At 62.6% G+C, this 23,191-nt stretch carries 25 protein-coding genes; 14 read left to right on the top strand and 11 right to left on the bottom strand.

Translation table 11 applies throughout. The annotated features are described in order from the left end of the window. Positions 1–81 precede the first annotated feature (81 nt). Positions 82–630 carry an RBBP9/YdeN family alpha/beta hydrolase gene (locus tag NKJ90_RS04395; protein ID WP_352485714.1) on the bottom strand — a complete coding sequence of 183 codons (549 nt, stop codon included), beginning with the start codon at positions 628–630 and terminating at the stop codon, positions 82–84. 252 nt (positions 631–882) lie between these two features. Between NKJ90_RS04395 and NKJ90_RS04390 the strand changes: the two genes are divergently transcribed. Beyond that, positions 883–1,698 (top strand): VOC family protein, encoded by an 816-nt coding sequence (locus NKJ90_RS04390; RefSeq protein WP_023759514.1) that lies wholly within the window; start codon positions 883–885, stop codon positions 1,696–1,698. 346 nt (positions 1,699–2,044) lie between these two features. Here NKJ90_RS04390 and purB read toward each other — a convergent pair whose 3' ends face one another. From purB to NKJ90_RS04375, 3 genes are read right to left on the bottom strand one after another with little or no spacing between them, the layout of a single operon-like run. Further along, a complete protein-coding gene (gene purB, locus NKJ90_RS04385) occupies positions 2,045–3,346 on the bottom strand; it encodes an adenylosuccinate lyase (RefSeq protein ID WP_023759512.1) in 1,302 nt (433 codons plus the stop codon). Between the two features lie 59 nt (positions 3,347–3,405). Further along, complete coding sequence (locus NKJ90_RS04380) at positions 3,406–3,870, bottom strand: hypothetical protein (RefSeq protein ID WP_023759511.1); 465 nt, start codon at positions 3,868–3,870, stop codon at positions 3,406–3,408. A gap of 56 nt (positions 3,871–3,926) precedes the next feature. Next, positions 3,927–4,640 (bottom strand): DUF2259 domain-containing protein, encoded by a 714-nt coding sequence (locus NKJ90_RS04375; RefSeq protein ID WP_023759510.1) that lies wholly within the window; start codon positions 4,638–4,640, stop codon positions 3,927–3,929. A 135-nt stretch (positions 4,641–4,775) separates the two neighbouring features. On the opposite strand from NKJ90_RS04375, the gene NKJ90_RS04370 reads away from it, so the two are divergent. Continuing rightward, positions 4,776–5,030 carry a DUF2171 domain-containing protein gene (locus NKJ90_RS04370; RefSeq protein WP_023759509.1) on the top strand — a complete coding sequence of 85 codons (255 nt, stop codon included), beginning with the start codon at positions 4,776–4,778 and terminating at the stop codon, positions 5,028–5,030. A 14-nt stretch (positions 5,031–5,044) separates the two neighbouring features. Here NKJ90_RS04370 and NKJ90_RS04365 read toward each other — a convergent pair whose 3' ends face one another. Then, positions 5,045–6,070: a P1 family peptidase gene (locus tag NKJ90_RS04365; RefSeq protein WP_023759508.1), complete on the bottom strand. Its 1,026-nt coding sequence runs from the start codon at positions 6,068–6,070 to the stop codon at positions 5,045–5,047. Next, positions 6,070–7,143 carry a branched-chain amino acid ABC transporter substrate-binding protein gene (locus tag NKJ90_RS04360; RefSeq protein ID WP_023759507.1) on the bottom strand — a complete coding sequence of 358 codons (1,074 nt, stop codon included), beginning with the start codon at positions 7,141–7,143 and terminating at the stop codon, positions 6,070–6,072. The genes NKJ90_RS04365 and NKJ90_RS04360 overlap by 1 nt, the downstream gene beginning before the upstream one ends. Positions 7,144–7,324: 181 nt before the next feature. Between NKJ90_RS04360 and NKJ90_RS04355 the strand changes: the two genes are divergently transcribed. The 8 genes from NKJ90_RS04355 (at position 7,325) to NKJ90_RS04320 (ending at position 15,188) form a co-directional block, all read left to right on the top strand. Further along, positions 7,325–7,852, top strand: a complete 528-nt coding sequence (locus NKJ90_RS04355) for a flavin reductase (protein WP_023759506.1) — start codon at positions 7,325–7,327, stop codon at positions 7,850–7,852. After that, positions 7,849–8,778, top strand: a complete 930-nt coding sequence (locus tag NKJ90_RS04350; protein WP_023759505.1) for an AAA family ATPase — start codon at positions 7,849–7,851, stop codon at positions 8,776–8,778. Before NKJ90_RS04355 ends, NKJ90_RS04350 begins: the two co-directional genes overlap by 4 nt. A 3-nt stretch (positions 8,779–8,781) precedes the next feature. Further along, positions 8,782–10,026, top strand: a complete 1,245-nt coding sequence (locus tag NKJ90_RS04345; protein ID WP_023759504.1) for a vWA domain-containing protein — start codon at positions 8,782–8,784, stop codon at positions 10,024–10,026. A 38-nt stretch (positions 10,027–10,064) separates the two neighbouring features. Beyond that, on the top strand, positions 10,065–10,403 hold the full coding sequence (locus tag NKJ90_RS04340) for an XdhC family protein (RefSeq protein WP_023759503.1): 339 nt from the start codon (positions 10,065–10,067) through the stop codon (positions 10,401–10,403). Positions 10,404–10,409: 6 nt separating this feature from the next. Next, positions 10,410–11,147: an XdhC family protein gene (locus NKJ90_RS04335; RefSeq protein WP_352485711.1), complete on the top strand. Its 738-nt coding sequence runs from the start codon at positions 10,410–10,412 to the stop codon at positions 11,145–11,147. Positions 11,148–11,213: 66 nt separating this feature from the next. After that, on the top strand, positions 11,214–12,824 hold the full coding sequence (locus tag NKJ90_RS04330) for an NTP transferase domain-containing protein (protein ID WP_352485710.1): 1,611 nt from the start codon (positions 11,214–11,216) through the stop codon (positions 12,822–12,824). Positions 12,825–13,063: 239 nt separating this feature from the next. After that, positions 13,064–13,915 (top strand): alpha/beta hydrolase family protein, encoded by an 852-nt coding sequence (locus NKJ90_RS04325; RefSeq protein WP_023759500.1) that lies wholly within the window; start codon positions 13,064–13,066, stop codon positions 13,913–13,915. Between the two features lie 100 nt (positions 13,916–14,015). Beyond that, entirely contained in the window at positions 14,016–15,188 is a 1,173-nt protein-coding gene (locus tag NKJ90_RS04320; protein WP_023759499.1) for an epoxide hydrolase family protein, read from the top strand. Between the two features lie 44 nt (positions 15,189–15,232). Here the strand turns inward: NKJ90_RS04320 and NKJ90_RS04315 are convergent, their stop codons facing one another. Continuing rightward, positions 15,233–16,285 (bottom strand): DUF1176 domain-containing protein, encoded by a 1,053-nt coding sequence (locus NKJ90_RS04315; protein ID WP_023759498.1) that lies wholly within the window; start codon positions 16,283–16,285, stop codon positions 15,233–15,235. A 134-nt stretch (positions 16,286–16,419) separates the two neighbouring features. Between NKJ90_RS04315 and NKJ90_RS04310 the strand changes: the two genes are divergently transcribed. Continuing rightward, positions 16,420–16,926, top strand: a complete 507-nt coding sequence (locus NKJ90_RS04310) for a DUF1993 domain-containing protein (protein ID WP_023759497.1) — start codon at positions 16,420–16,422, stop codon at positions 16,924–16,926. A gap of 59 nt (positions 16,927–16,985) precedes the next feature. Here the strand turns inward: NKJ90_RS04310 and NKJ90_RS04305 are convergent, their stop codons facing one another. After that, positions 16,986–17,150 carry a DUF1127 domain-containing protein gene (locus NKJ90_RS04305; protein WP_023759496.1) on the bottom strand — a complete coding sequence of 55 codons (165 nt, stop codon included), beginning with the start codon at positions 17,148–17,150 and terminating at the stop codon, positions 16,986–16,988. Between the two features lie 395 nt (positions 17,151–17,545). Between NKJ90_RS04305 and NKJ90_RS04300 the strand changes: the two genes are divergently transcribed. The 3 genes from NKJ90_RS04300 (at position 17,546) to NKJ90_RS04290 (ending at position 20,508) form a co-directional block, all read left to right on the top strand. After that, on the top strand, positions 17,546–18,007 hold the full coding sequence (locus NKJ90_RS04300; protein ID WP_023759495.1) for a hypothetical protein: 462 nt from the start codon (positions 17,546–17,548) through the stop codon (positions 18,005–18,007). Positions 18,008–18,123: 116 nt separating this feature from the next. Next, positions 18,124–19,191: an aldo/keto reductase gene (locus NKJ90_RS04295; protein WP_023759494.1), complete on the top strand. Its 1,068-nt coding sequence runs from the start codon at positions 18,124–18,126 to the stop codon at positions 19,189–19,191. A 51-nt stretch (positions 19,192–19,242) separates the two neighbouring features. Then, on the top strand, positions 19,243–20,508 hold the full coding sequence (locus tag NKJ90_RS04290) for a cysteine desulfurase-like protein (RefSeq protein WP_023759493.1): 1,266 nt from the start codon (positions 19,243–19,245) through the stop codon (positions 20,506–20,508). Positions 20,509–20,526: 18 nt separating this feature from the next. On the opposite strand, the gene NKJ90_RS04285 is transcribed toward NKJ90_RS04290, so the two are convergent. From NKJ90_RS04285 to kce, 3 genes are all read right to left on the bottom strand, one after another. Continuing rightward, positions 20,527–21,555: a histone deacetylase family protein gene (locus tag NKJ90_RS04285; protein ID WP_023759492.1), complete on the bottom strand. Its 1,029-nt coding sequence runs from the start codon at positions 21,553–21,555 to the stop codon at positions 20,527–20,529. Further along, positions 21,552–22,064 carry a GNAT family N-acetyltransferase gene (locus NKJ90_RS04280; protein WP_031260252.1) on the bottom strand — a complete coding sequence of 171 codons (513 nt, stop codon included), beginning with the start codon at positions 22,062–22,064 and terminating at the stop codon, positions 21,552–21,554. Before NKJ90_RS04280 ends, NKJ90_RS04285 begins: the two co-directional genes overlap by 4 nt. A gap of 195 nt (positions 22,065–22,259) precedes the next feature. Then, a complete protein-coding gene (gene kce, locus NKJ90_RS04275) occupies positions 22,260–23,189 on the bottom strand; it encodes a 3,5-dioxohexanoate:acetyl-CoA acetone transferase (RefSeq protein WP_023759490.1) in 930 nt (309 codons plus the stop codon). Positions 23,190–23,191 lie beyond the last annotated feature (2 nt).

The raw sequence follows: 23,191 nt of genomic DNA, 5'->3' as shown, positions 1-23,191 counted from the left end.
GATGTGCATTAAATTATTGTTCACACAAGCACAGCCGGGCCTATCCGGGCGGGTCCGTGCGGAAGCTTTGACAGCGACGTATTACAGGTCCGTCAGGAATTTGGCGAAGGTCATCGAGCCTTCGGGCCAGGGACCAAAGCCCGAATCCGCGTTGAGGTGACCGGTCGCGCCGGCATCGACGAACAGCGAACCCCACGCTCCGGCAATGTCCTCGGCGACATCGAAGGCGCAGAACGGATCGTTGCGGCTGGCGATCACGATGGACGGAAAGGGCAGCGGCTCGCGCGGGTAGGGGCCGAAGGTCATCAGGTGCCTCGGCCTGATCTCGGGATTGGCGACATCGGGCGGCGCAACGAAGAAGGCCCCGGCAACCGGCTTGCGGAATTGCGGGATGGCTTGCACCGCCGTGGCGACGCCGAGCGAGTGCGCGACGATGACGACCGGCTTCTTGGCTTCGTTGACCGCCTTGGCCACGCTGGTTGTCCAGTCGTCGCGTACCGGCTTCGACCACTCGGCCTGCTCGACCCTGCGCGCCGTCGACAGCTTCGATTGCCAGCGGCTCTGCCAATGGTCGGGCCCGGAATTGGTGTAGCCCGGCACGATGAGAATATCTGCTTCCTTGACCTTCATGGCGCCTGAAATAGCGAGCCACGTCGCTTCGTGCAACGGGTCATGAACAGCGCTCTTGATCACAATAGTGAACAGGATGTTCGCTTCTTTACGTCTTGTGTGAACGATACCGATGGACGAAAGGTGGCCAGGAAAAGAAACAGCCGTGTGCGGAAGCCCTCACTTTTGGAACTGACACGACGTATGATGATTGGCGGTGCGGGGCTTCTTGCCTTGGGAGCTTCACCGCAGGCCGGTCGATCGGAGCATTTGATGAGTGAACTGCCCTTTGCCGCCACCACGCCGGTCAGCGTTGCCCGCGTTGGGTTGAAAGCGCGCGACGCTGAAAGTCTCGCGGCCTACTATCGCAGCGTCCTCGGCTTGCAGGAAGTGAGCCGTGCCGACGGCGCTATCACGCTGGGCGCAGCCAACCGTCCGTTGCTGGTCATCGAGGCCGATGCTTCTGCCAAGCCGGATGATCCGCGCAGCGCCGGCCTGTTCCACACGGCCTTCCTGCTGCCCAGCCGCGCCGATCTCGGCCGCTGGATCAACCATGCCATCGCCGACAAGATCGCCATCGAAGGGGCTTCCGACCATCTGGTCAGCGAAGCGCTGTATCTGACCGACCCCGAAGGCAACGGCATCGAGATCTATGCTGACCGCCGTCCGCAGGACTGGAAGTGGAATGGCAACAAGATTGCCATGGCGACTGAGCGGCTGAACATTCCGTCGGTCGTTGCCGAAGTGCCGGTGGATGACGCCGGCTGGCAGGGCGCGCCGGAAAACAGCATTATCGGCCATGTCCACCTGCGTGTCGGCAGGCCGGAAGACGCCGAGGCCTGGTGGAACCAGGAGTTCGGCTTCGACACGGTGGCCAAATATGGCGGCCAGGCGGTGTTCCTATCGTCCGGCGGCTATCACCATCACATCGGCGCCAACGCCTGGCAGAGTTCGGGCGCCGGTCGCCGCGATCCAAGCAGGTCCGGTCTGGCTTGGGTCGAAATGCGTTCGGACAATGTGACCAGCTCGACAGCCCGCGAAGACCCGTGGGGCACGGTGATCAGGACTGTTCCCGGCAAGGCTGGTTGATAGGATCGGAGGCTTGTCGCCGGTTCAGATGCCGCTAGATGGTTCTTAGCTGGATCCGGCGGCGTAGCCCGTTAGCAATCCGTGCGACCAACTGGTGAACCCGGTTGCCGCCGTGCGCGCGGCGGACTGTGCCCAGTCATAACCAATCACGTGCTGGCTGAAAGACCATTCGCCGTTGTTGCGCGTGGCGATTGCGAAGCGCGCATGCGGGCTGCCGGTCACAGTGAGGCCGGGGAAGGCCTGGACGCCTACGCTGCCGGGATTGAGTATCAGCCGACATGCGCCGCCTCCAACGCGCGAAGATTCCCATGGACGTCTGAAATGACAGCCAGTCGCATTGAAAATCCTATCCGAACACCCGCTTGAAGATCGTGTCGACGTGCTTGGTGTGATAGCCCAGGTCGAATTTCTCGCGGATTTCAGCTTCCGGCAGCGCTGCGGTCACTTCCTTGTCGGCGAGCAGTTCGTCAAGAAAATCAGCGCCTTGCTCCCATACCTTCATAGCGTTGCGCTGAACCAGCCGGTAGGAGTCTTCGCGCGACAGGCCGGCCTGCGTCAGCGCCAGCATGACGCGCTGCGAATGCACGAGACCGCGGAACTTGTTCATGTTCTTCAGCATGTTGTCGGGATAGACAAGCAGCTTGTCGACGACGCTGGTCAGCCGTGACAGCGCGAAATCGAGCGTCACCGTGGCGTCCGGCCCGATCATGCGCTCGACGGAGGAGTGCGAAATGTCGCGCTCGTGCCAGAGCGCCACATTCTCCATCGCCGGCAGCGCCATCGACCGCACCATGCGGGCAAGGCCGGTGAGATTTTCGGTCAGCACCGGGTTGCGCTTGTGCGGCATTGCCGACGAGCCCTTCTGGCCCGGCGAAAAATACTCTTCCGCTTCCAGCACTTCGGTGCGCTGCAGATGCCGGATCTCGATCGACAGCCGTTCGATCGACGAGGCAATGACGCCGAGCGTGGCGAAGAACATGGCGTGACGGTCGCGCGGGATCACTTGCGTCGACACCGGCTCGGGCTTCAGGCCAAGCTTTGCCGCCACATGTTCCTCGACATAGGGGTCGATGTTGGCGAAGGTGCCGACCGCGCCCGATATCGCGCAGGTGGCGATGTCTTCGCGCGCATGCACCAGTCGCTCGCGGCAGCGCGAGAACTCGGCATAGGCCTGCGCCAGCTTGACGCCGAAGGTCGTCGGCTCGGCATGGATGCCGTGGCTGCGGCCGATGGTGACGGTGTCCTTGTGTTCGAACGCACGGCGCTTGAGCGCGGCGAGCAGGCCGTCGATGTCGGCGAGCAGGATGTCGCTGGCGCGGGTAAGCTGCACGGCAAAGCAGGTGTCGAGCACGTCCGACGAGGTCATGCCCTGGTGAATGAAACGGGCGTCCGGCCCGACAAATTCGGCAAGATGGGTCAGGAAGGCGATGACGTCATGCTTGGTGACGCGCTCGATTTCGTCGATCGCCTCGACATCGAATTTCGCAGCACTGCCCTTTTCCCAGATGGTCTTTGCCGCTTGCTTGGGGATGACGCCGAGTTCGGCCAGCGCGTCGCAGGCATAGGCTTCGATCTCGAACCAGATGCGGAACCGGGTCTCGGGCGACCAGATGGCGACCATTTCCGGCCGGGAATAGCGAGGGATCATCGGTCAGTCCTGACGTATCGAGAGGTTTTCCCGCGTCCTAACAGAGGTGGGCAAAATGCTCAACGCCGCTGGCGCGCAAACCAGACGCTCGCGGCAAACAAGGCCACGAAACCAAGCGGAAAATAAAGCCGGATGCCCAGTACGACGAACTGATACAGCGCAATCAACGTCGTGAAGACGAACTGCAGGGCCCAGGTATGGGTGAAAGCAGGTGCATGCCACTCGGCATAGTAGGAGCGGTACTGCAGGGCGAACAGCCCGGCCGTCAAGCCGACCGTCGCTGCGGCGAGGCACACGAAGGCCGCCGCGAAGGCGACCTCCCAGCGCCTGCCCTGTGAGACCAGCTTCGCGGCAAACAGGCCAATCGGAAAGGCCAGCGCACCTCCCACAGCAAACAGCAAGGTGACGATGCGGATTTTCGCCGGCGTCTCCCATTCGTCCAAGAACAGGTTGACGAGCGCGCTGGCCCCCATCGTCGCCGCCCACAGCAAGGCGCCGAAAAATGCGATGCGAAGTTCCGGCATCGCGTGGCGAACGCGGCTCAAGACGCGGTCGCGCCTGGCGGGTTGAACAGGGAATGTCACAGGCGGCCGGTCACCGCGACCCAGCGAAAGTCCGGCCCCTCAAAACCGTATTGGCGCACCGCGTAGGCGCTGAGACTGTCCATTGAAAAGGTTTGCACAGCGCCGATGCGATAGCCATTCGGGCAACCCCGGCTTTTCGGTATCGCCTTGTCCTCATGCAGCAGCTTGGTGGTGCCGCCATCCTGCGCTTCGATACGCAGCAAGCGAAAACCGTTGATCTCGCCCTGGCTCTCGCAGCCTTGGGTGTTGTTCATGCCCAACTCGTCCAGCCGGAATTCGAGCGGCTGGTCGACGGCTGAGAAGATCGGGCGCGGGTTGACCGCTATCCGGTGCGGATCGGCCGAAAGCTCGGTCACCGGGTTGAAACCAGCTGTTATGCCGCGGTTGGCGCTCAGTTCCGCCTCACCGACAATGGCTTCGCCCTTTTGCCGGGCCTGAAGGCGCACTGCTTCCAGTTTGGCGTTCTCGTCCTCGAGCCGTACCCGGATCGGCGTGCCCTTGAGAAAGCTGTCGGTGCTGGTGTCGATATAATAGCGGTTGGCATAGGGAAAGCCCGATCCGTCCTGCACGCCATATTCCTCGAAAGCGAAGACACTGCCGTCCTTGGTGAAGCCCAGGATTTCAAGTTGGGCAACGTCGCCGGCACGGGCAGCCATCGATGTCGCAAACTGTCCAAGCAGGGCAACGGCAAACAGAAAGAGCATTCGCATCGGTTCTTCACCCCTCGGCCGTGATCGCCTCCATCCACTACCACGACGGAATCAAAACGTCGCGCAGTGCCAAAGCCCGATGCATCCAATCGGCCCGTCATTTGTTATCGTCGGCAGTCCCAATGGAGAACCACCATGACCGACACCAGCAAAATTCGTGAGCATATGGAAGTCGTCGGCGCCGATGGCGTGCATGTCGGCACCGTCGACAAGGTCGATGGTCAGCGCATCAAGCTGATTAAGGCCGATAGCGGCAAGGGCGCTCACAAGGGCCATCACCATTATGTTCCCGTGAGCCTCATTGCCGAGGTCGACGGCAACAAGGTGTGGCTGTCCGCGAATTCCGATGTCGCGGTGACCTTCGAGGAAGAAAAATCCGATCGGGTATGATCGAGGGCCTCTGTTTATCTCAGGCGCGATGACCAGACCGGAAACAGATCGTTTTCGGCCGGCGTCGCGGCAAACACGCCGCGGCTGATGGCGCGCGCCATTGTGGCGCCGGCTGCGGCATAGAGGTCGATTGCCGCGTCGGCGGTGAGTTCGATGCCACTCGTGCCAGTTGCCAGCGCGAATACCAGGTCGCCATCGGCCGGCGTGTGCGTCGGCCAGATGGCGCGCACGAAGCCGTCATGCGCCGAGATTGCCAGGCGCTTTGCGGCAGCCTTGGTGAGAACCGCGTCGGTGGCGATGATAGCGATGGTGGTGTTGCCGCCGGTCTCCATCTGTCTGCCCATGTGCTTGTCGCGGTATTTCAGCAGGATCCGCTTCGCGTCGTCCGGCATCGGCGAGGGATAACCAAGGCCGCCGAATTCGTCGCCGATTTCGAACGGTGCTGCCCAGAAATGGCGAGTTCGGCTGATGGTTGCCGAGCCGGTCGGATTGACGGCGGCCAGCGCACCGATGGTGATGCCGTTGTCCAGCAGCGTCGAAGCCGAGCCGAGGCCGCCCTTCAGCCCCGAAGTCAGCGCACCGGTGCCGGCGCCAATGGTGCCGAGCTCGAAATCGGCAGCGGCGTTTTGCGCTGCTTCATAGCCAAGCTCGCGGTAGGGTGGATAAAGGCCCCAATCCTTGTCGCCGCCATTGCGCAGGTCAAACAGGATCGCCGACGGCACGATCGGCACGCGAAAGCCTCCGACCTCCAGGCCGATGCCGCGTTCGCGCAGCGCCGCCTGCACGCCGGATGCAGCGTCGAGGCCGAAAGCCGAACCGCCCGAAAGCACTACGGCGTGCACCACATCGACCGAATTGTGCGGTTCGAGCAGGTCGGTCTCACGGGTGCCCGGCGCACCGCCCAGGATCTGAACGCCGGCCACCGTCGGTTCGTCGCAGAGCACGGTCGTAACGCCCGATTTCAGCTTGGCATCGGACGCGTTGCCGACGCGCAGTCCGGCAACGTCGGTGATCAGGTTGCGCGGGCCGGTGCGAAACATCAGTTGCTTTCCAAAGGCGCAAAGCGTGTGCCGTCGAAGCGGAAGACGCGGTAAGGGCTCTGGCTGAGGTCGCCTTTTGCATCAAAGCGGATCGGCCCGATCGCAGTGGTAAAGTCCTGTCCCGTCAGGGCCTCGGTCAGTGGCTTGCCCGAGCCCTCGGACAAGGTTGACGCCGTTTTGGCGATCTCGATCGCCGCGTAGGCGGGCAGCGTATAACCGTCGGGCACGACCTTCTGCGTGGCAAAGGCCGACAATAGTTTGGGGTCGGCGACATCGGCCCATTCCGGCGGTGCGATCATCAATGTTCCCACGGCATAGGGCACGTCGCCGGTCGGTGTGCGGAGGTTCTCCCCGCCGGCAAAGACGATGCCGGCCTGGAGCTGTGCGGCATCCCGGCCCATGATGGCTATGTCGTCGCCGTCGCCGCCGGCAAATACATGCGTGGCGCCGGCCTTCTTCAGCCGGCCGATCATGCCGATCTGATTGTCGAGCTGCGGCCGGAACGTGTCGACGAATACCGGTTTCAGCGCTGCCTGCTCCGCGGCCGCCCGCAACGTCTCGGCGATTTCGCGGCCATAGATGGTGCCGTCGTCGATGACCGCGAACAACTCGCCTTGCCACAGATGGGTGAGGGTGGAGGCGACGGCGTTGCGCTCATCGTCGCCGCGTGGCCCGAGGCGAAAGACCGGCCAGCCGGTCTTGGCGCGGCGGTCGGTCAGGCTTTCGGTTCGCACGCCAACGGTAATGACTGGAATGTTGGCATCCCTGAGGATCGGCATCGCCGCCTCGATCGCCTCGGTGCAAAGGAATCCGACCACGACATTGACCTTGGCTGCGACGAATTCCCTGGCCGCGGCAGCGCCTCCGTCCGCAGTGCAGGCGTCATCCACGATCTTGAGTTCTATGCCGTTCGCTAGGGCCGCCTGACCGGTGCCGGCCTCGATCTGCTTGCCGAGAATGGCCGATGGTCCAGAGAGAGGCGCTGAGACGCCGACCACCAGCGTCTGGGCATTCGCATCACTGGCCAGAAACAGCCAGAACAGCGCCGCTATCGTTCTTGTCCTGGGTCGCATTCGAGCGATGAGGTCCTCTGTGCCGGTCTTATGCTGCTGGCACCTATTTATCGCCAAGACCTAAAGCCTGCCCGACCTTGGTGCAACACGCGAATTTCGGGATATGGCTCAAGCACTTCGCTTGTGGCAGGCTATGTATGGCCATATATGTCGGTAGGATCCTGACCATGGAAAACATACGGTGCTGAAGAAGAACGAAATTGGGCCGCAGGCCTACCGCGACGCCATGAGCCATTTTGCCGGCCACGTCCATGTTGTCACCACCGATGGGCCGGCCGGCAAGCGCGGCGCCACGGTGATCGCGGCCTGTTCCGTGTCGGATACACCGCCGACCATTCTGGTCTGTCTCAACCGTGAAAATCCCAAGAATGAGCCGTTCGTGAAAAACGGCAAATTTGCCTTGAACACGCTGGCCTCGCATCAGGAGCCGCTGTCGATCGGCTTTTCCGGCATCACCGGCCTGCCGGTCGAGGAGCGCTTCGCGCTTGGCGAATGGGACGTGATCTCCACCGGCGCGCCAACTCTGAAGGGCGCGCTCGCCGTGTTCGACTGCGAATTGATCGACACCAAGGACCTGGCCACTCATCGTGTGCTTTTTGGCAAGGTGACAGGCCTGCGGATGGGCGATAATTTGCGGCCGCTGATCTACCACGCCCGCGGCTACCACGTTCTGGAAAGCGGAGCGCCGGCGTTCACGGAGAAAGAATGACCGAGCTGAAACCGCGCGCCGCGCCGCGGACGATCGACGAGACGCTCGATCTCCTGACCGGCGCGGATTATGTGGCGGATCGGTCGCTGGCGACCGTGCTGTTCCTGTCGTTGCGCATGAAGCGGCCGCTGTTCCTCGAGGGCGAGGCCGGCGTCGGTAAGACCGAAATCGCCAAGGTGTTGGCGCAGGCGCTCGGCCGTCGGCTGATCCGCCTGCAGTGCTATGAAGGCCTCGACGTCTCGTCCGCCGTCTATGAGTGGAACTACGCCGCGCAGATGATCGAGATCCGCATGGAGGAGGCGGTCGGCAAGGTCGAGCGCTCCGCCATGGAGCGCAATGTCTTCTCCGAAAAATACCTGATCCGCCGCCCGGTGCTCGATGCACTGACCGGCAAGACGGGGGCAGCCCCGGTCTTCCTGATCGACGAACTCGACCGCACCGACGAGGCCTTCGAAGCCTTCCTGCTCGAAATCCTCTCCGACTTCCAGGTCACGGTGCCTGAACTCGGCACCATCAAGGCGGACGAGCCGCCGATCGTCATCATCACGACCAACCGCACCCGCGAGATCCACGATGCGCTGAAGCGGCGCTGCCTCTATCACTGGGTCGACTATCCCAATGCCGAGCGCGAGCTGGAGATCGTGCGCCGCAAGGTGCCGCAGGCCAACCAGCGGCTTTCGGCTGAAGTGGTCTCCTTCATCCAGAAGCTGCGCCAGATCGAGCTGTTCAAGGTGCCGGGTGTCGCCGAAACCATCGACTGGGCCGGCGCGCTCACCGAGCTCGACAAGGTGGCGCTCGATCCTGAAACCGTATCCGACACGATCGGCGTGCTGTTGAAATACCAGGACGACATTGCCCGCATCGAACAGGGCGAAGGCCGGCGCATCCTCAACGAGGTGAAGGCCGAGCTTTCGGCGGCGGAGTAGGCGATGCCGATCCAGGAGCCGAAAGAAGCGAAGGCCGACGGGCGGATCGCCGACAATATCGTTTATTTCGCCCGCACTCTGCGCAAGGCCGGCATGCGGGTCGGGCCCGCCTCGGTCAAGGATGCCATCGAGGCGGTTCTCGTCGCTGGCATCGGCTCGCGTGACGATTTCTACTGGACGCTGCACGCCGTGCTGGTGTCCAGGCATGAGGATCACGCCATTTTCGACGAAGCCTTCCGGCTGTTCTGGAAATCGCGTGAACTGATCGAAAAGATGCTGGCGATGTTTTCGCCGGTGGCGCCTGACAACAGGGAAAAGCAGAAGCCCCGCGCAGCCGAGAACCGCGTCAGCCAGGCGATGTTCGAAGGCCACCAGAAGAACCAGCCAGCCCAGGAAATCCCTGAGATCGAGGTCGACGCCCGGTTCACTTTTTCCGGCAACGAGGTGCTGCGAGGCAAGGATTTTGCCCAGATGAACGCGACCGAGATGGCCGACGCAAAGAAGGCGATCGCGCAGCTGCGGCTGCCTTTCGACATGGTGCGAACGCGGCGCTTCAAAGCCGACGCGCAGGGTCGCCGCGTCGATCCGCGCGCCATGATGCGTTCAGCCGCGCGCACCGGCGGCGAACTGATCCTGCCGAAATTCCGCTCAGCTCGCGAAGTTCATCCGCCGCTGGTTGTGCTGGCCGACATTTCCGGCTCGATGAGCCAGTACACGCGCATCTTCCTGCATTTCCTGCATGCGCTGACGGAAAAACGCCGGCGCGTGCACACGTTCGTTTTCGGCACCCGGCTGACCAACCTGACCCGTCAGATGCGCCATCGCGACCCCGATGCCGCCCTTGCCGATTGTTCGACTGCGGTCAGGGACTGGTCGGGCGGCACCCGCATTGGCGACACGCTGTCCGAGTTCAACCTGATATGGTCGCGCCGCGTGCTGGGGCAGGGTGCGGTCGTGCTTTTGATCACCGACGGGCTGGAGCGCGACGATGTCGCCGGCCTGTCGGAGGAAATGGAGCGCCTGCACAAATCCTGCCGGCGGCTGATCTGGCTGAACCCGTTGCTGCGTTTCGACGGCTTCCAGGCGCGCGCCCGCGGCGTCAAGGCGATGCTGCCGCATGTCGACGAGTTCCGCTCGGTGCACAATCTCGATGCGCTCGCCGACCTCTGCGCATCGCTGGACAAGAAGTCGGCACAGTCGGTCGACCCGCGCCAATGGATGGAAGTTGGCGCGAGACGTGCCGCATAGCCATATATCCGGAAAAACAGACTCTCAGAGAAACGATCATGGAAAACAGCATTTATCTGGATGAAGCCCGTGACCCCTTGATCATCGCGGAAGGCTGGATGAACGACGGCAAGGACGTGGCCATCGCGACAGTGGTCGAGACCTGGGGTTCCGCGCCCCGACCTGTGGGCAGCCATCTGGTCATCGACGCAGACGGCAATTTCCACGGCTCGGTTTCGGGCGGATGCGTCGAAGGCGCGGTGGTGACCGAGGCCATCGACGTCATCGACAGCGGCAAGGCCAGGATGCTGGAGTTCGGTGTTGCCGACGAAACCGCCTGGCAGGTCGGCCTGTCCTGCGGCGGCCGCATCAAGGTCTATGTGGAAAGACTGGGCTGATCTCGAATGGATCCCTATGCGCTGAATACGCTTAACGCCGAACGACGCGCCCGTCGCGCCGCGATTCTTGTCACCGATCTCGGTGACGGCCGCGACCGCATCGTGCGCGAGGGCGATCAGGTCGCCGGCGATCTTGGAGCCGCAATCGCAAAAGCGTTCCGCACCGGGAGTTCCGGTTCGGTCGAGGCCGAAGGACGAACCTTCTTTCTCAATGCACATCTGCCACAGCCGCGTCTCCTGGTAATCGGCGCGGTTCACATCAGCCAGGCGCTGGCGCCGATGGCGAAAATCGCCGGTTACCCCGTGGAGATCATCGACCCCCGCACCGCTTTCGCCACGCCGGACCGCTTTCCCGACGTGGCGCTCCATGCCGAATGGCCGGAGGATGTTCTGAAGCGCCAGCCGCTCGACAGCTACAGCGCACTTGCCGCCGTCACCCATGACCCGAAGATCGATGATTTCGCGCTGAAGGCGGCGCTGGATGCGAACTGCTTCTATGTCGGAGCGCTCGGCAGCAGGAAGACGCATGCCAAGCGTGTCGAACGCCTGCTGGCGCTCGGCGCAACCGCCGATCAGATCGCTCGTATTCACGCGCCGATCGGGCTCGATATTGGTGCTGCCAGTCCGGCTGAGATCGCGGTTGCGGTGCTGGCGCAAGCGATCCACGCCTTTCGCTCGCGTGGTCTCGATGCCTCCGCATCGGCCCCAAAATCGAAATCGATTTTGGAAAAGCACGATGCGTAGATTCAAAATAGCAGAGCGTCCTTTGCGCGTCCAAAAGGACGCGCGGCGCTCTACGGGCGCGGCGGCGTGAAATTCGGGCCTATCCCGATCGAGGCGGCTGAAGGCGCGGTGCTGGCGCATGCCACCACCGCTGGTGAACGGCGCTTCCGCAAGGCGCACAGGCTGAGCGCCGAAGACGTGGCGCTGTTGCGGGCCGCCGGTATTTCTGAGGTCGTTGCGGCTGTGCTGGCTGCCGACGACCTCAGCGAGGATGCCGCCGCGCAGGCGATCTCCGAGGGTATGGCCTTTCGCGGCATCGAGGTCAGGTCGGCCGCGACCGGGCGGGTCAATCTCCATGCCAACGCGTCGGGTATCTTCACGGTCGATGCCGCGATGGTTGACGCCCTCAATGCCATCGATCCGGCCATCACCATCGCCACGCTGGCGCAGCATGCGCCGGTCGAGAAAGGCCAGATGGTCGCGACGGTGAAGATCATTCCCTTCGCGGTCAGTTCGGCCCTGGTCGATGCTGCGACAAAAATCTGCGCCGGTGGCGAGATCTTTGTCGTCAATGCCTACCAGCCGGTGCGTGTCGGCGTCATCCAGACGGTTCTGCCGGGCATCAAGCCAAGTGTGCTGGACAAGACGCTGCGCGTTACCGAAGCGCGGCTGGCGCGCACGGGCGGCAGGCTGACGGCGGAGCATCGTACGCCGCATGAGATCGCACCGGTGGCGGAAGCCACGGCCTCGCTGGCGCGAGACAACGACATGGTGGTGATCTTCGGCGCCTCGGCGATGAGCGATTTCGCCGACGTGGTTCCGGCGGCCATCGAGAGGGCAGGTGGGACTGTCATCCGCGCGGGCATGCCGGTCGATCCCGGCAATCTGCTGGTGCTCGGCACGCTCGACGGCAAGCGCGTCATCGGCGCGCCCGGTTGCGCCCGCAGTCCCAAGGAGAACGGCTTCGACTGGGTTCTGGATCGGTTGATCGCCGGCCTTGACGTGACTGCCAAGGATATTGCCGGCATGGGGGTCGGCGGGCTGCTGATGGAGATCCCGACACGCCCGCAGCCGCGCGAACCGCTGCCGGCGAAAAGCCAGCTCAAGGTCGGCATCGTGCTGCTGGCGGCTGGTCGGTCGAGCCGCATGGGCGGACCCAACAAGCTGCTGGCGTTGTTCGACGGCAAGCCGCTGGTGCAACGCACCGCCGAGCGGGCGCTCGGCTCGAAGGCTTCCGGCACGATTGTCGTCACCGGCCATCAGCGCGAGCGGGTGCGCGCCGCTCTGGCGGGCCTCGACGTGACCTTCGCCGACAATCCCGATTTTGCCGAGGGCCTGTCCACCTCGCTGAAGGCCGGCATTGCCTATCTGCCCGAGAGCTCCGCCGGTGTGATGATCGTTCTCGGCGACATGCCGGGAGTCGCGTCCGACGATCTCGACAGGTTGATCGACGCCTTCCGCAAGGCCGGCGGCAATTCGGTGGTTCGCGCTACACATAATGGCAAGCGCGGCAACCCGGTGCTTTTGCCGCGTTCGCTGTTTCCGGCGATCGCCCATCTGGAAGGCGACACCGGCGCACGCCATCTGGTCGAGACCGAAGGGCTCGATGTCATCGATGTCGAGATCGGTGCGGCGGCGTCTGTCGATGTCGACACCCGCGAGGCGCTGGAAAGCGCCGGCGGCGTGCTGCAGGATTGACAAACCCGAGCCGAATTACGCATGCCAGAGGGATGACTTCATCTTCCATGTTGGCGCTTTTACCCCCCTCTGGCCTGCCGGCCATCTCCCCCTCAAGGGGGGAGATCGGCAGTTTCGCCGATGGTGCTCGATCTGCAACTTTGGAGATTGGCGAAAACCGAAAGCGCATCCAATCTCCCCCCTTGAGGGGGAGATGGCCGGCAGGCCAGAGGGGGGCGTGCCGCGCTTTCCTTACAACAATGCTTTTCTTGTTTTCTTCGGCGGCCCACGCCGACACATTATCTCTAAAACCCTTCAAGGACGACCTCTTCGCCTATCCGGCCACGCTCTCGTCCGATACCAACGGCGCCTACACGGTTCTGGACTATCGCGAGATGCGCGACATCAACCAGCGTGACCAGGTGCCGGAGCGCCGGGTGAACGCCCAATACACAGACATCGGCGTTCGCAAGGTGCAGCAGGATCTGCTCTTGAAGACCGATGCCGGCGATGTCAGGCATATTGCCGTCGGCAAGACCGAGGGCGCCGGCATCATCGTGCTTTATCTGCATGGGCAGGGCGGCAGCCGCAAGCAAGGCGTCGACGACTTCACCTTCGGCGGCAATTTCAACCGACTCAAGAACCTGATGGCCGGCAATGGCGGCCTTTACCTCAGCCCGGATTTTTCCGATTTCGGTGACACCGGCGCCGCGCAGGTGGCGGCCCTGATCAATCACTATGCGGAACAATCGCCAGCCGCGAAGATCTTCGTCGCCTGTGGCTCGATGGGCGGCGCCCTGTGCTGGAAGCTTGCCGCCCGCAACGATACCGGCCGGCGCATCAACGGGCTGCTGCTGCTCGGCTCGCTATGGGACGAGAGTTTCCTGGCAAGCCCCGCCTTCAAGCGTCACGTCCCGGTCTTCTTCGGCCAGGGCAGCAATGACGTGGTTTTCCCCGTGGAAAAGCAGGAAGCGTTCTTCCGCTCGATCGTCGCCAGATCGAAAGCCTATCCGACCCGCTTCGTCCGTTTCGAGACCGGCACCCATGGCACCCCGATCCGCATGACCGACTGGCGCGGCACGCTCAACTGGATGCTGTCGAAGGCGCCTTGATGCATATCGGCCAAAGTGCAGTGGGTTTGGCGATCATGGCTCGGCCGATATCCACTTGCCGGTGTAGACTGACATGATCCAACAACTCGGAAGCACGGCGATGGACACTCGTCCCTTCAATATCCAGATTCCGAACGAACAACTTGAGGATCTCCAGGACCGTCTTCACGCAACGCGATGGCCAGTTCCGCTAATCGAGACAGGCTGGAACGACGGGGCCGACCTGCCGTTCATGGAGCGCCTTGCGGATTACTGGCGAGATCGCTTCGACTGGAGAGCGCAAGAGGCGCGGCTGAACCGGCTGCCGCAATATCTGGCTAGGGTGAACAATCTGGATGTCCATTTTGTCCACCAGCTAGGCACCGGACCGGCGCCGCTGCCGCTGATCATCACGCATGGCTGGCCCGGTTCCTTCATCGAAATGGAACACATCATTCCATTGCTGACGGATCCATCCGCCCATGGTGGTGACCCGGCCGACGCTTTCCACGTCGTGGTTCCCTCGTTGCCCGGATACGGCTTCTCGCAGGCGCCGACGGCACCCGGCTTCCACTCCGGGCGCATCGCGGAGCTATGGGTGCAGTTGATGTGCGGGCTCGGCTATGAGCGCTTCGCTTGCCAGGGCGGCGACATCGGCGCGGGCGTCTCCGCCTGGATGGCACGGCTCCTTCCTGAAAACGTGCTTGGCGTCCACGTTAATTACATTCCCGGGAGCTATCGGCCACCCTTGGGTGCAGATCAGCCGCCTGTCACCGTTGAGGAACAGGCCTTTCTGGACAAGGCTGCGGCTTGGGCGGCAACAGAGGGTGCCTATGCCCATCTGCAGGGCACGAAGCCTCAGACGCTCGCTTATGCGCTGATTGACTCGCCGATCGGCCTCGCAGCCTGGATGATCGAGAAGTTCCGTTCCTGGAGCGATTGCGACGGTGACGTGGAACGCGCCTTTGGCATGGACGCGCTCCTTACAGACGTTTCTCTCTACTGGTTCACCAATGCGCTCACCTCGTCCTTGCGGCTCTACAAGGAGAATCGGCTCTCCCCTCTTGCGTTCAAGGCGCAGGAACGCGTTTCGCCGCCTCTTGGGGTAGCGCTTTTCCCCCGCGAGTTGCCAATGCCGCCGCGCTCCTGGGTGGCGAGGGTCTTCGACGTGCAGCGATGGACGCCGATGCCGCGCGGCGGCCATTTCGCTGCGCTGGAGGAACCGAATCTTCTGGTCCAGGACATTCGCGCCTTCTTTCGGCCGATGCGTTCGCGGCCCGAAACGAGAAGGTGAATGCGGAGGACGGGTCGAACGCGGCGTTCTTGATCGAGTCTTCCCTACGGCGCGGTGTTGTAGTCGACAACCGTCTGCGGATTTTCCTCGCCGTCGTAGGATGCATCGACGTCGTACTGGACCAGCGAAAAATCACCGTTGCGGAACAAATACGTGCCGGAGTCGGAGGCATCGCCGATGCCGCGCCATTTGTTGAAAGTGGTGATCGTATGGGCGTCCGGGTCATAGTCGGAATTGGTGGCCCATCCCGTGGTGTGGAAGCCGACCACGGTCACGCTCAACAGCTTGCCTTCACTGTCGTTGTTCTCGTAGCGGATATCGGTCTCCGGTTCGGCGAACTGCAATTGCTGCACCGCCGAAAGCTCGTCGGTCATGTAGTAGACCGAATTTTCATTGTAAGCGGCGGCCGAACACGAAAAATGAAACAGCCGCGCTTCCTTGTCAGGATCGCCGGGCTGCGCATTCTTGTCCTTGTACTTGATCGAAAAGACCTCCGGCTCGTCGGCCAGGAACTGCTTGTCGCATTGGTCGCCATACGTCGCCAGAAAGGCCTTCTTGGCCTGTTCCAGTGCTGTGTCCTTCTTCGGCGGCGGCGGCCCGTCGCCGCAGCTTGGCGGCAAGGCCTCTTCGAAATCGGCGGTGGAGGGTTTAAGCGCGCCTTTTTCGATGTGGATCGGATCGAAGGGCGGCGCGGCCTGAATTTGGGCATTCACCTGGCGCAGCGTATAGCAGCCGGCAAAGACCTTCTCGCCGCCGCTCTTGTCGGTGGCGCGGATGGCGACGGGGACGTTGTAGAAAATGCTGCCGGCGGCGCCCTCGTTCGATACGGCCCCGGTCTCGACCTCGACTTTGTCGGTGCCGTCATAGCCCTTGACGAAACTGTCGAAATCCTTAGCCGGCTTGGTATCCCCGAAATAGCCCCAGGCGCGGGCGAATTCATGTCGGTTGATGGCGCTGTAGAGCGAGCGGACCACCGCGTCGGCGCTCGACCGATCGTCGACATAGGGCGTTTCCGGTGCACCTTCGGCGGCCAGGGCCGTCTGGCCGATCGGGGCAAGGGCGAGCAAGGCAGTCGCTGCGAAAAGGGCGCGTCTCATCGGGTATCTCCGCTCGATGGGAGATTCCATGGCGATTGCGGCAACGTGGTGACGCTGGTTCGGCGGTCTTGAAGAATCGTGCGCGAAGGCGCTACGTCGCATCCGCCGGCGTTCGGCCGGACAGGAGATTTGACGTGGCAATATCGATGTATGAGGCATCCGTGCCTGTGTTTTCGGCCAGGCTGAAAGCACTTTCCAATGTGCTTGCGGCCGCCGAACAGAATGCGATTGACCGCAAGATCGACCCGCAGGTATTTTTGACGTCGCGGTTGGCGCCCGACATGTATGCTTTGACCCGGCAGGTGCAGATCGCCACCGACCATGCCAAGGGCGCGCCGTCACGGCTCGCCGGGCGCGAGGTGCCCAGGTACGAGGACAACGAGGTGAGTTTCGCCGATGTCCAGGCGCGCATCACGAAGACCCTGGAGCTTCTGGCGACATTTTCGGCGGCCGAATTCGACGGCTCGGACGACAAGATAATCGAATTGAAGCTTGGCGGGCGCGAAAGCTCGATGCCGGGCCTGCAGTATCTGCTGCATGTGGCCATGCCCAACTTCTATTTCCACCTCACCACGGCTTACGACATTCTTCGCCACAACGGCGTGCCGCTGGGCAAGGCGACGTTCCTGGGATCGCGCTAACGGATCGATGTCTTCGAGAAGTCCCGGACCGATCCGGGACATCTCGCGGCTCGATACGTTTAGCGAACGGACATTTCGCGGGCGATGCGGGGGAAATCGGCCGGCTTGATACCGATGTCGGCGCGGTCGGCATTGCTCATCGCATCGAGCAGTGCGAGCGCCGAACGGTATCTCAGATGCTCCTGCGGCCGCGGCCGGGCGAACATTTCAGTGAAGAAACTCATGATTCAAGCCCCTAATTGGTCCTCCACGGCCACTAGTATAGCTGAATCGCGACGATTGTGCAGTGCAGCATTTGCATGCCTGCCATGTCTTGGCGATTTTTTCGCCATTTCCTGAACCGACCGAAACTTTTGGCAGACGCGCATCGTAGCCTCGAATGCTGGCTACATGGCCGGTTTTTCCTCGCCACTCCTGGCGAATTCCGGACCGCATGAAAGTGCGGTCCGGCTTTTCATTCTGGGGTTGAGGAGTTGAAGCGGCGCAGCCGCGCAACGGCTAAATTCGTTAAGATCGACGGCATGCAATTTTAACGAGCCGGTTATATGCTCTGAAGCTTGCACAGTCGGGCAAGGAGGAGGCTGACATCGGCACTGGCACCAAGCGTGATTTCGCTTCGTTGCTCGACGACCTCTTCGTCGCTTCCGACAAGGGCGACGGAATTGGGGGCGACGAGGCCCGCGCCCGTCCATCCATTCCGTTCGATTATCTCTCGGTGGCCGATGAACTCCATTCCGGCCGCATCAAGGTTTCCGCCACCGAATATCGCGAGGCCGGCGCCGATCTGGCGACCGAATTCGCCGCCTTGCTCGATCATGCGAAGCTGGCTCTGGCTGGCGAAGAGCCAAAGCCCGAGGAGGTGTTGCCGCCGATCGATCCGGAATCCATCTCCGTCGAACTTGGTCTCGATCAGCCCAAGCAAATCGCCGATTTCAGCCGTATGCGCCGCAGTTTTGCCTTTGCCAATCATCCGGACCGTGTCGCCCCGCATCTGCGCCAGCGCGCCATGATCCGCATGCAGGTCGCCAATATGCTGATCGATGAGGCCAAGCGGCGCGCGGTGGCCGCCGCTCGCCGCTGAACGCTGCTGGTTCACGCAAAAGTCGGTCTGGCGAGGCTTGGAGAGTGCCTCTGCTTTCCGTAGGATGGGACTTCCTCCCCGCGCTGCCGCACCCTTTTCCTCCGGAGCAGATTTCCATGCACAAACGCCGTCTCGGTCGGACCGATCTTCTTGTTACCCAGATCTGCCTGGGCTCCATGACTTGGGGCCAGCAGAACACCGAGGCCGAAGGCCATGCGCAGATGGACCTGGCCTTCTCGCGCGGCGTCAATTTCATCGACACCGCCGAGCTTTACCCGATCCCGCCCAAGGCGGAGACGCAAGGGTGGACCGAAAAGATCATCGGCAGCTGGATGAAGGCCAACCGCAACCGCGACAAGGTGATCCTTGCCTCCAAGGTCGTCGGCCGTACGGCCAACCGGTGGTTTCGCGGCGACAGGCCGTCGCAACTGGTGCGCACCGATATCTTTGACGCGATCGACAAATCGCTGGCCAAGCTCGGCACCGACTATATCGACCTCTACCAGATCCATTGGCCGGAACGGGACATCCCTTGGGGCGCCAATCCGACGCGTGTCGGCGCCGTATCGCCGCGCGCCGATTCTGTCGGCGCTCCGGCCGACGAAACACCCATCGCCGAGACGCTCGCCGTGTTCGACGATCTGGTGAAGGCGGGAAAGATCCGCCATTTCGGCCTGTCGAACGAGAGTTCCTGGGGCGTGATGCGTTTCCTTGCCGAGGCTGACAAAGGGATCGGCCCGCGCGTTGCGTCGATCCAGAACGCCTACAATCTCGTCAACCGCACTTTCGAGGTGAACCTCGCCGAGGTCTGCGAACGCGAGCAGGTATCGTTGCTCCCCTATTCGCCGTTGGCGCAGGGCTATCTGACCGGCAAATACGACCATGGCGCTCGCCCACAAGGGTCGCGCTCGCAGCTATTCAATCGCGGCCAGCGCTATGAGACGCCAGGAGCCGCCGAAGCACAGCTCGAATACAATCAGCTCGCGCGATCCTTTGGGCTGGAGCCAGCACTGTTCGCCAATGCCTATGTCTCGAGCCGGCCCTTCGTTACCTCCAACATCGTCGGCGCGACGACCCTTTCGCAGCTCGAGATGGCGCTGTCTTCCGTGGAAATCGTCTGGACCGAAGAGATGCAGAAGGCGGTGGATGCGATCCACCAGCACGTCGGCAATCCCTGTCCCTGAACGGAATTGGATGTGGCCGAATACTCGATAATTCCAAGGGAGCGGGCGACAATGAATTTTCCGATAGAGTTGGTCCGCGAACGATTTCCGGCGCTGTCCCTGACCGACAAGGGCCGTCGCCGCATCTATCTCGACAACCCTGCCGGCACGCAGGTGCCACAGGCAGTAGCGGATGCCGTGTCGCGCTGTCTCTTGGCCACCAACGCCAACCTTGGCGGCTATTTCGAAACGACGATTGCCGCGCAAGCTGTCGTCGACGACGCGCATCAGGCGATGGCCGATTTCCTCGGTGCGGCGAGCCCCGAGGAAATCATCATCGGCGCCAACATGACGACGCTGACCTATCACATGTCGCGCACGCTCGGCCGCGCGATGCAGCCCGGCGACGAGATCATCCTCACCCGCATGGACCATGAGGGCAATGTCTCGCCATGGCTGCAATTGGCCGAGGACCTTGGCCTTGTCGTGCGCTGGCTGCCATTCGACGAAAAGAGCTGGCAGGTCGAAGAGGCAACGCTGGCTAGCCTGCTTTCAGACAGGACGCGATTGGTCGCCTTGAACTATGCCAGCAACCTGACCGGTTCCATCAATCGCGTGAAGGCGCTGACGGCCATCGCCAGGAATGCTGGTGCTCTGGTCTATGTCGACGCCGTCCAGTTCGCGCCGCATGGCCTGATCGACGTGCAGGAGCTTGGCTGCGATTTCCTGATCTGCTCGGCCTATAAGTTCTTCGGTCCGCACATGGGCATTTTGTGGGGGCGGCGCGACGTCATCGATGGCCTGAAACCTTACAAATGCCGCTGCTCGTCGAATGGGCTGCCGGAGCGGTTCGAACTGGGCACGCCGCAAATCGAGTTGATGGCCGGTCTCACGGCCGCGGTTGACTACTTTGCCGACCTTGGCGCGGTATCGGGCGAGGGTGGATCGCGAAGGCAGAAGATCGCCAAGGCATTTGAAGTCTCGATCGCCTACGAAAACCCGCTGGCGCAACGCTTGATCGAAGGTCTGTCCGATATCGAGGGTCTGACCATCCACGGCATCACCGATCCGAAGCGGATTGGCGAGCGCGTGCCGACCGTCTCCTTCACCGTCGACGGCATCGTGCCGGAGACGATCGTGCGGCAGATGAACGCCGAAAATATCTTCCTGTGGTCCGGCCACAACTATGCCTGGGAGATCGTCCACCAGCTCGGCATTCCGGCCGAGCAAGGTGTCGTGCGCATCGGCATTGCCCACTACAATACGGCGGCCGAAATCGAAGAGACGCTGGAGAGCGTACACCGGGTCATCGCCATGCTCAGGCAGCAGCGACCCTGACGCGTGGTCAGGGTGAGATCACCGCGACTTGCCGCCGAAGCCGGTGAGGAAGGCGGTGAGATTGTCGCCGAGTTCGTCGCAGAGATAACCGCCCTCCTGGACGATCACCGTTGATAGGCCGAGCTTGGCAATGGCCTCGCCGATGCGCGCGAAGCCCGGTGTCGTCACAGAAAGTCCGCCGAACGGGTCGCCCTCGAACGCGTCGAGGCCGAGTGCCACGACCAGCGCGTCGGGCGAAAAGGCACGGATGCGCTGGAATGCCACCTCAAGCGCTTGGAGAAACGCCGCATCAGTGGATTTGCGCGGCAGCGGCAGGTTGAAATTGTAGCCAAGGCCAGCCCCTTCGCCGCGCTCGTCGGCGTGGCCCCAGAAGAACGGATAGAAGCGCACCGGATCGGCATGCAGCGAGACGGTGAGAACATCGGGCCGTGCATAGAAGATGCCTTGCGTGCCGTTGCCGTGGTGCAGGTCGACATCGAGGATTGCGACGCGCGAAGCCGTCCTGCGTAAAACCTGCGCGGCGACGGCCGAGTTGTTGATGAAACAGAAGCCGCCGGCGACATCGGCAAAGGCATGGTGGCCGGGCGGGCGGCACAGCGCGTAGGCGGCTGATGCGCCTGACATCACCGCCTCGGCGGCTTCGACTGCGCTCCAGGCGCTCCACAGCGCGCTCTGCCATGTCTCGCCCGAGATTGGGCAAGCGGTGTCGGCCATGTGGTAGCCGGCCTGGCCGACCGCCGAGGCCGGATAGGAGCCGTTGCGCGCGATCGGGTGGATGTTGGGGATCACTTCAGCAGACGCGCCGTCGATGCGCTGCCAGCGCGCGTAGATGTGCTCGAGGAAATCCAGATATTCCGGTGTATGCACCGCCGCGACCGGTCCGAGCCCGTGATTGCGCGGCCGCACGATCTCGCACCCGGCTGCTTTTGCGCCGGCTAATAACCTCTCAACGCGGTCCGGCTGTTCCGGATTGGGCTGCGCCGCACCGCTCGAAAGAAAGGCCTTGGGGTCGTGGCGCTTCTGTTCCTCGGCATAGAAAGTTTTCATTCCTGCTCCCCATTTTCGGTCGCATCGGCGAAGGCGAAAAAGGCCTCGCCGGTGATCTTCTGCGTCTGCTCGTAGCTCGACCAGGCGATGCCAAGCCTTTCATAAAAGGACTTGGCACCCTCATTATCGGTGTCGACGGACAAACGGAGATAGGCGCCGCCGTCTTTCCGGCACTGCGCTGCAACGTGCCGCAGCAGCCGCTCGCCGATCTTGCGGCCGCGAAAACGGTCCTCGACATAGAGGTCCTGCACATAGACACCAGGCCTCCCCATCCAGGTCGAAAAGATCGGGAAATATAGGCAGAGACCGGCGAACTCGCCGCCGACTTCGGCGATCAGGGTCGAAAAGGCGGGTTTTTCGCCAAAGCCGTAGGTGCGTAGGTCGTCTGGCGTGGAGATGATCTCTTCCGGTGCCCCGATGTGGGTCCCAAGTTTCAGGATCGATGCATGGATGATATCGACGTCCTCCACGCGGCCGGGGCGAAGGCGGACTTCTGATGGTTTGCTCACGACAGGCAGGGCGCCCAGGCGCCCCCCTCTGTCCTGCCGGACATCTCCCCCTCAAGGGGGGAGATTGGCAGCTTTGGCCTTGCCACCCATCCCCTGACGTTGGAGATTTGCGAAAGCCGTTGTGACAGCCAATCTCCCCCCTTGAGGGGGAGATGTCCGGCAGGACAGAGGGGGGCGGGACTGGACGCTACCATCTCAAAACGCCACCCGATCGCCACCCTTCAGCGCCAGCATATCGCGCGCTTCGGCGGGTGTGGCGACCTCCAGCGACAGCCCATCGAGAATGCCGCGGATGCGGCGCACTTGATCGGCATTGGATTTCGCCAGCTGACGGCCGTCATAGAGACTGTCTTCCAGGCCGACACGGACATTGCCGCCCATCGCCGCGGCGATCGAGATCAGCGGCATCTGCTGACGGCCGGCGGCCAGCACCGAGAACTGGTAGCTATCGCCGAACAATTTGTCGGCGATCCGCTTCATATGGACGAGATTGTCGGGATCGGCGCCGATGCCGCCCAATACGCCCAGCACGAACTGGATGAACAGCGGTCCCGACACCAGGCCGCGGTCGCGGAAATGCGCCAGCGAATAGAGATGGCCGACGTCGTAACATTCGAATTCGAAGCGCGTGCCACAGCCCTTGCCCAGCCTTTCCAGCACGCCTTCCATGTCGGCGAAGGTGTTCTTGAAGATTGTGTCCCGCGTCGCTTCCAGCAGCTTCGGTTCCCACTCGTGCTGCCATTCCCGTGGCTTGTCGAGCATGGGAAACAGCGCGAAATTCATCGAACCCATGTTGAGCGAGCACATTTCTGGCTCGGCGCGCAAAGGGGCAGCCAGCCGCTGATCCAAGGTCATCAGCGACGAGCCGCCGGTGGTGATGTTGATCACCGCATCGGTCGCCTGCTTGATGCGCGGCAGGAACTGCATGTAGACGTCCGGATCGGCGGTCGGGCGGCCATCCCTGGGGTCACGGGCGTGCAGATGCAGGATAGAGGCGCCGGCCTCGGCCGCCGCGATCGCGTCGGCGGCGATCTGGTCCGGTGTCACCGGCAGATAGGGCGACATCGACGGCGTGTGCACCGAGCCGGTGACGGCGCAGGTGATGATGACTTTGCGCGGTGCCATTC

It is taken from the genome of Mesorhizobium sp. M0051 (assembly GCF_040323235.1).
Lineage (GTDB): Bacteria > Pseudomonadota > Alphaproteobacteria > Rhizobiales > Rhizobiaceae > Mesorhizobium.
Note: the sequence above shows the minus strand (reverse complement) of the source record. Positions and strands in the feature narration are given on the sequence as shown.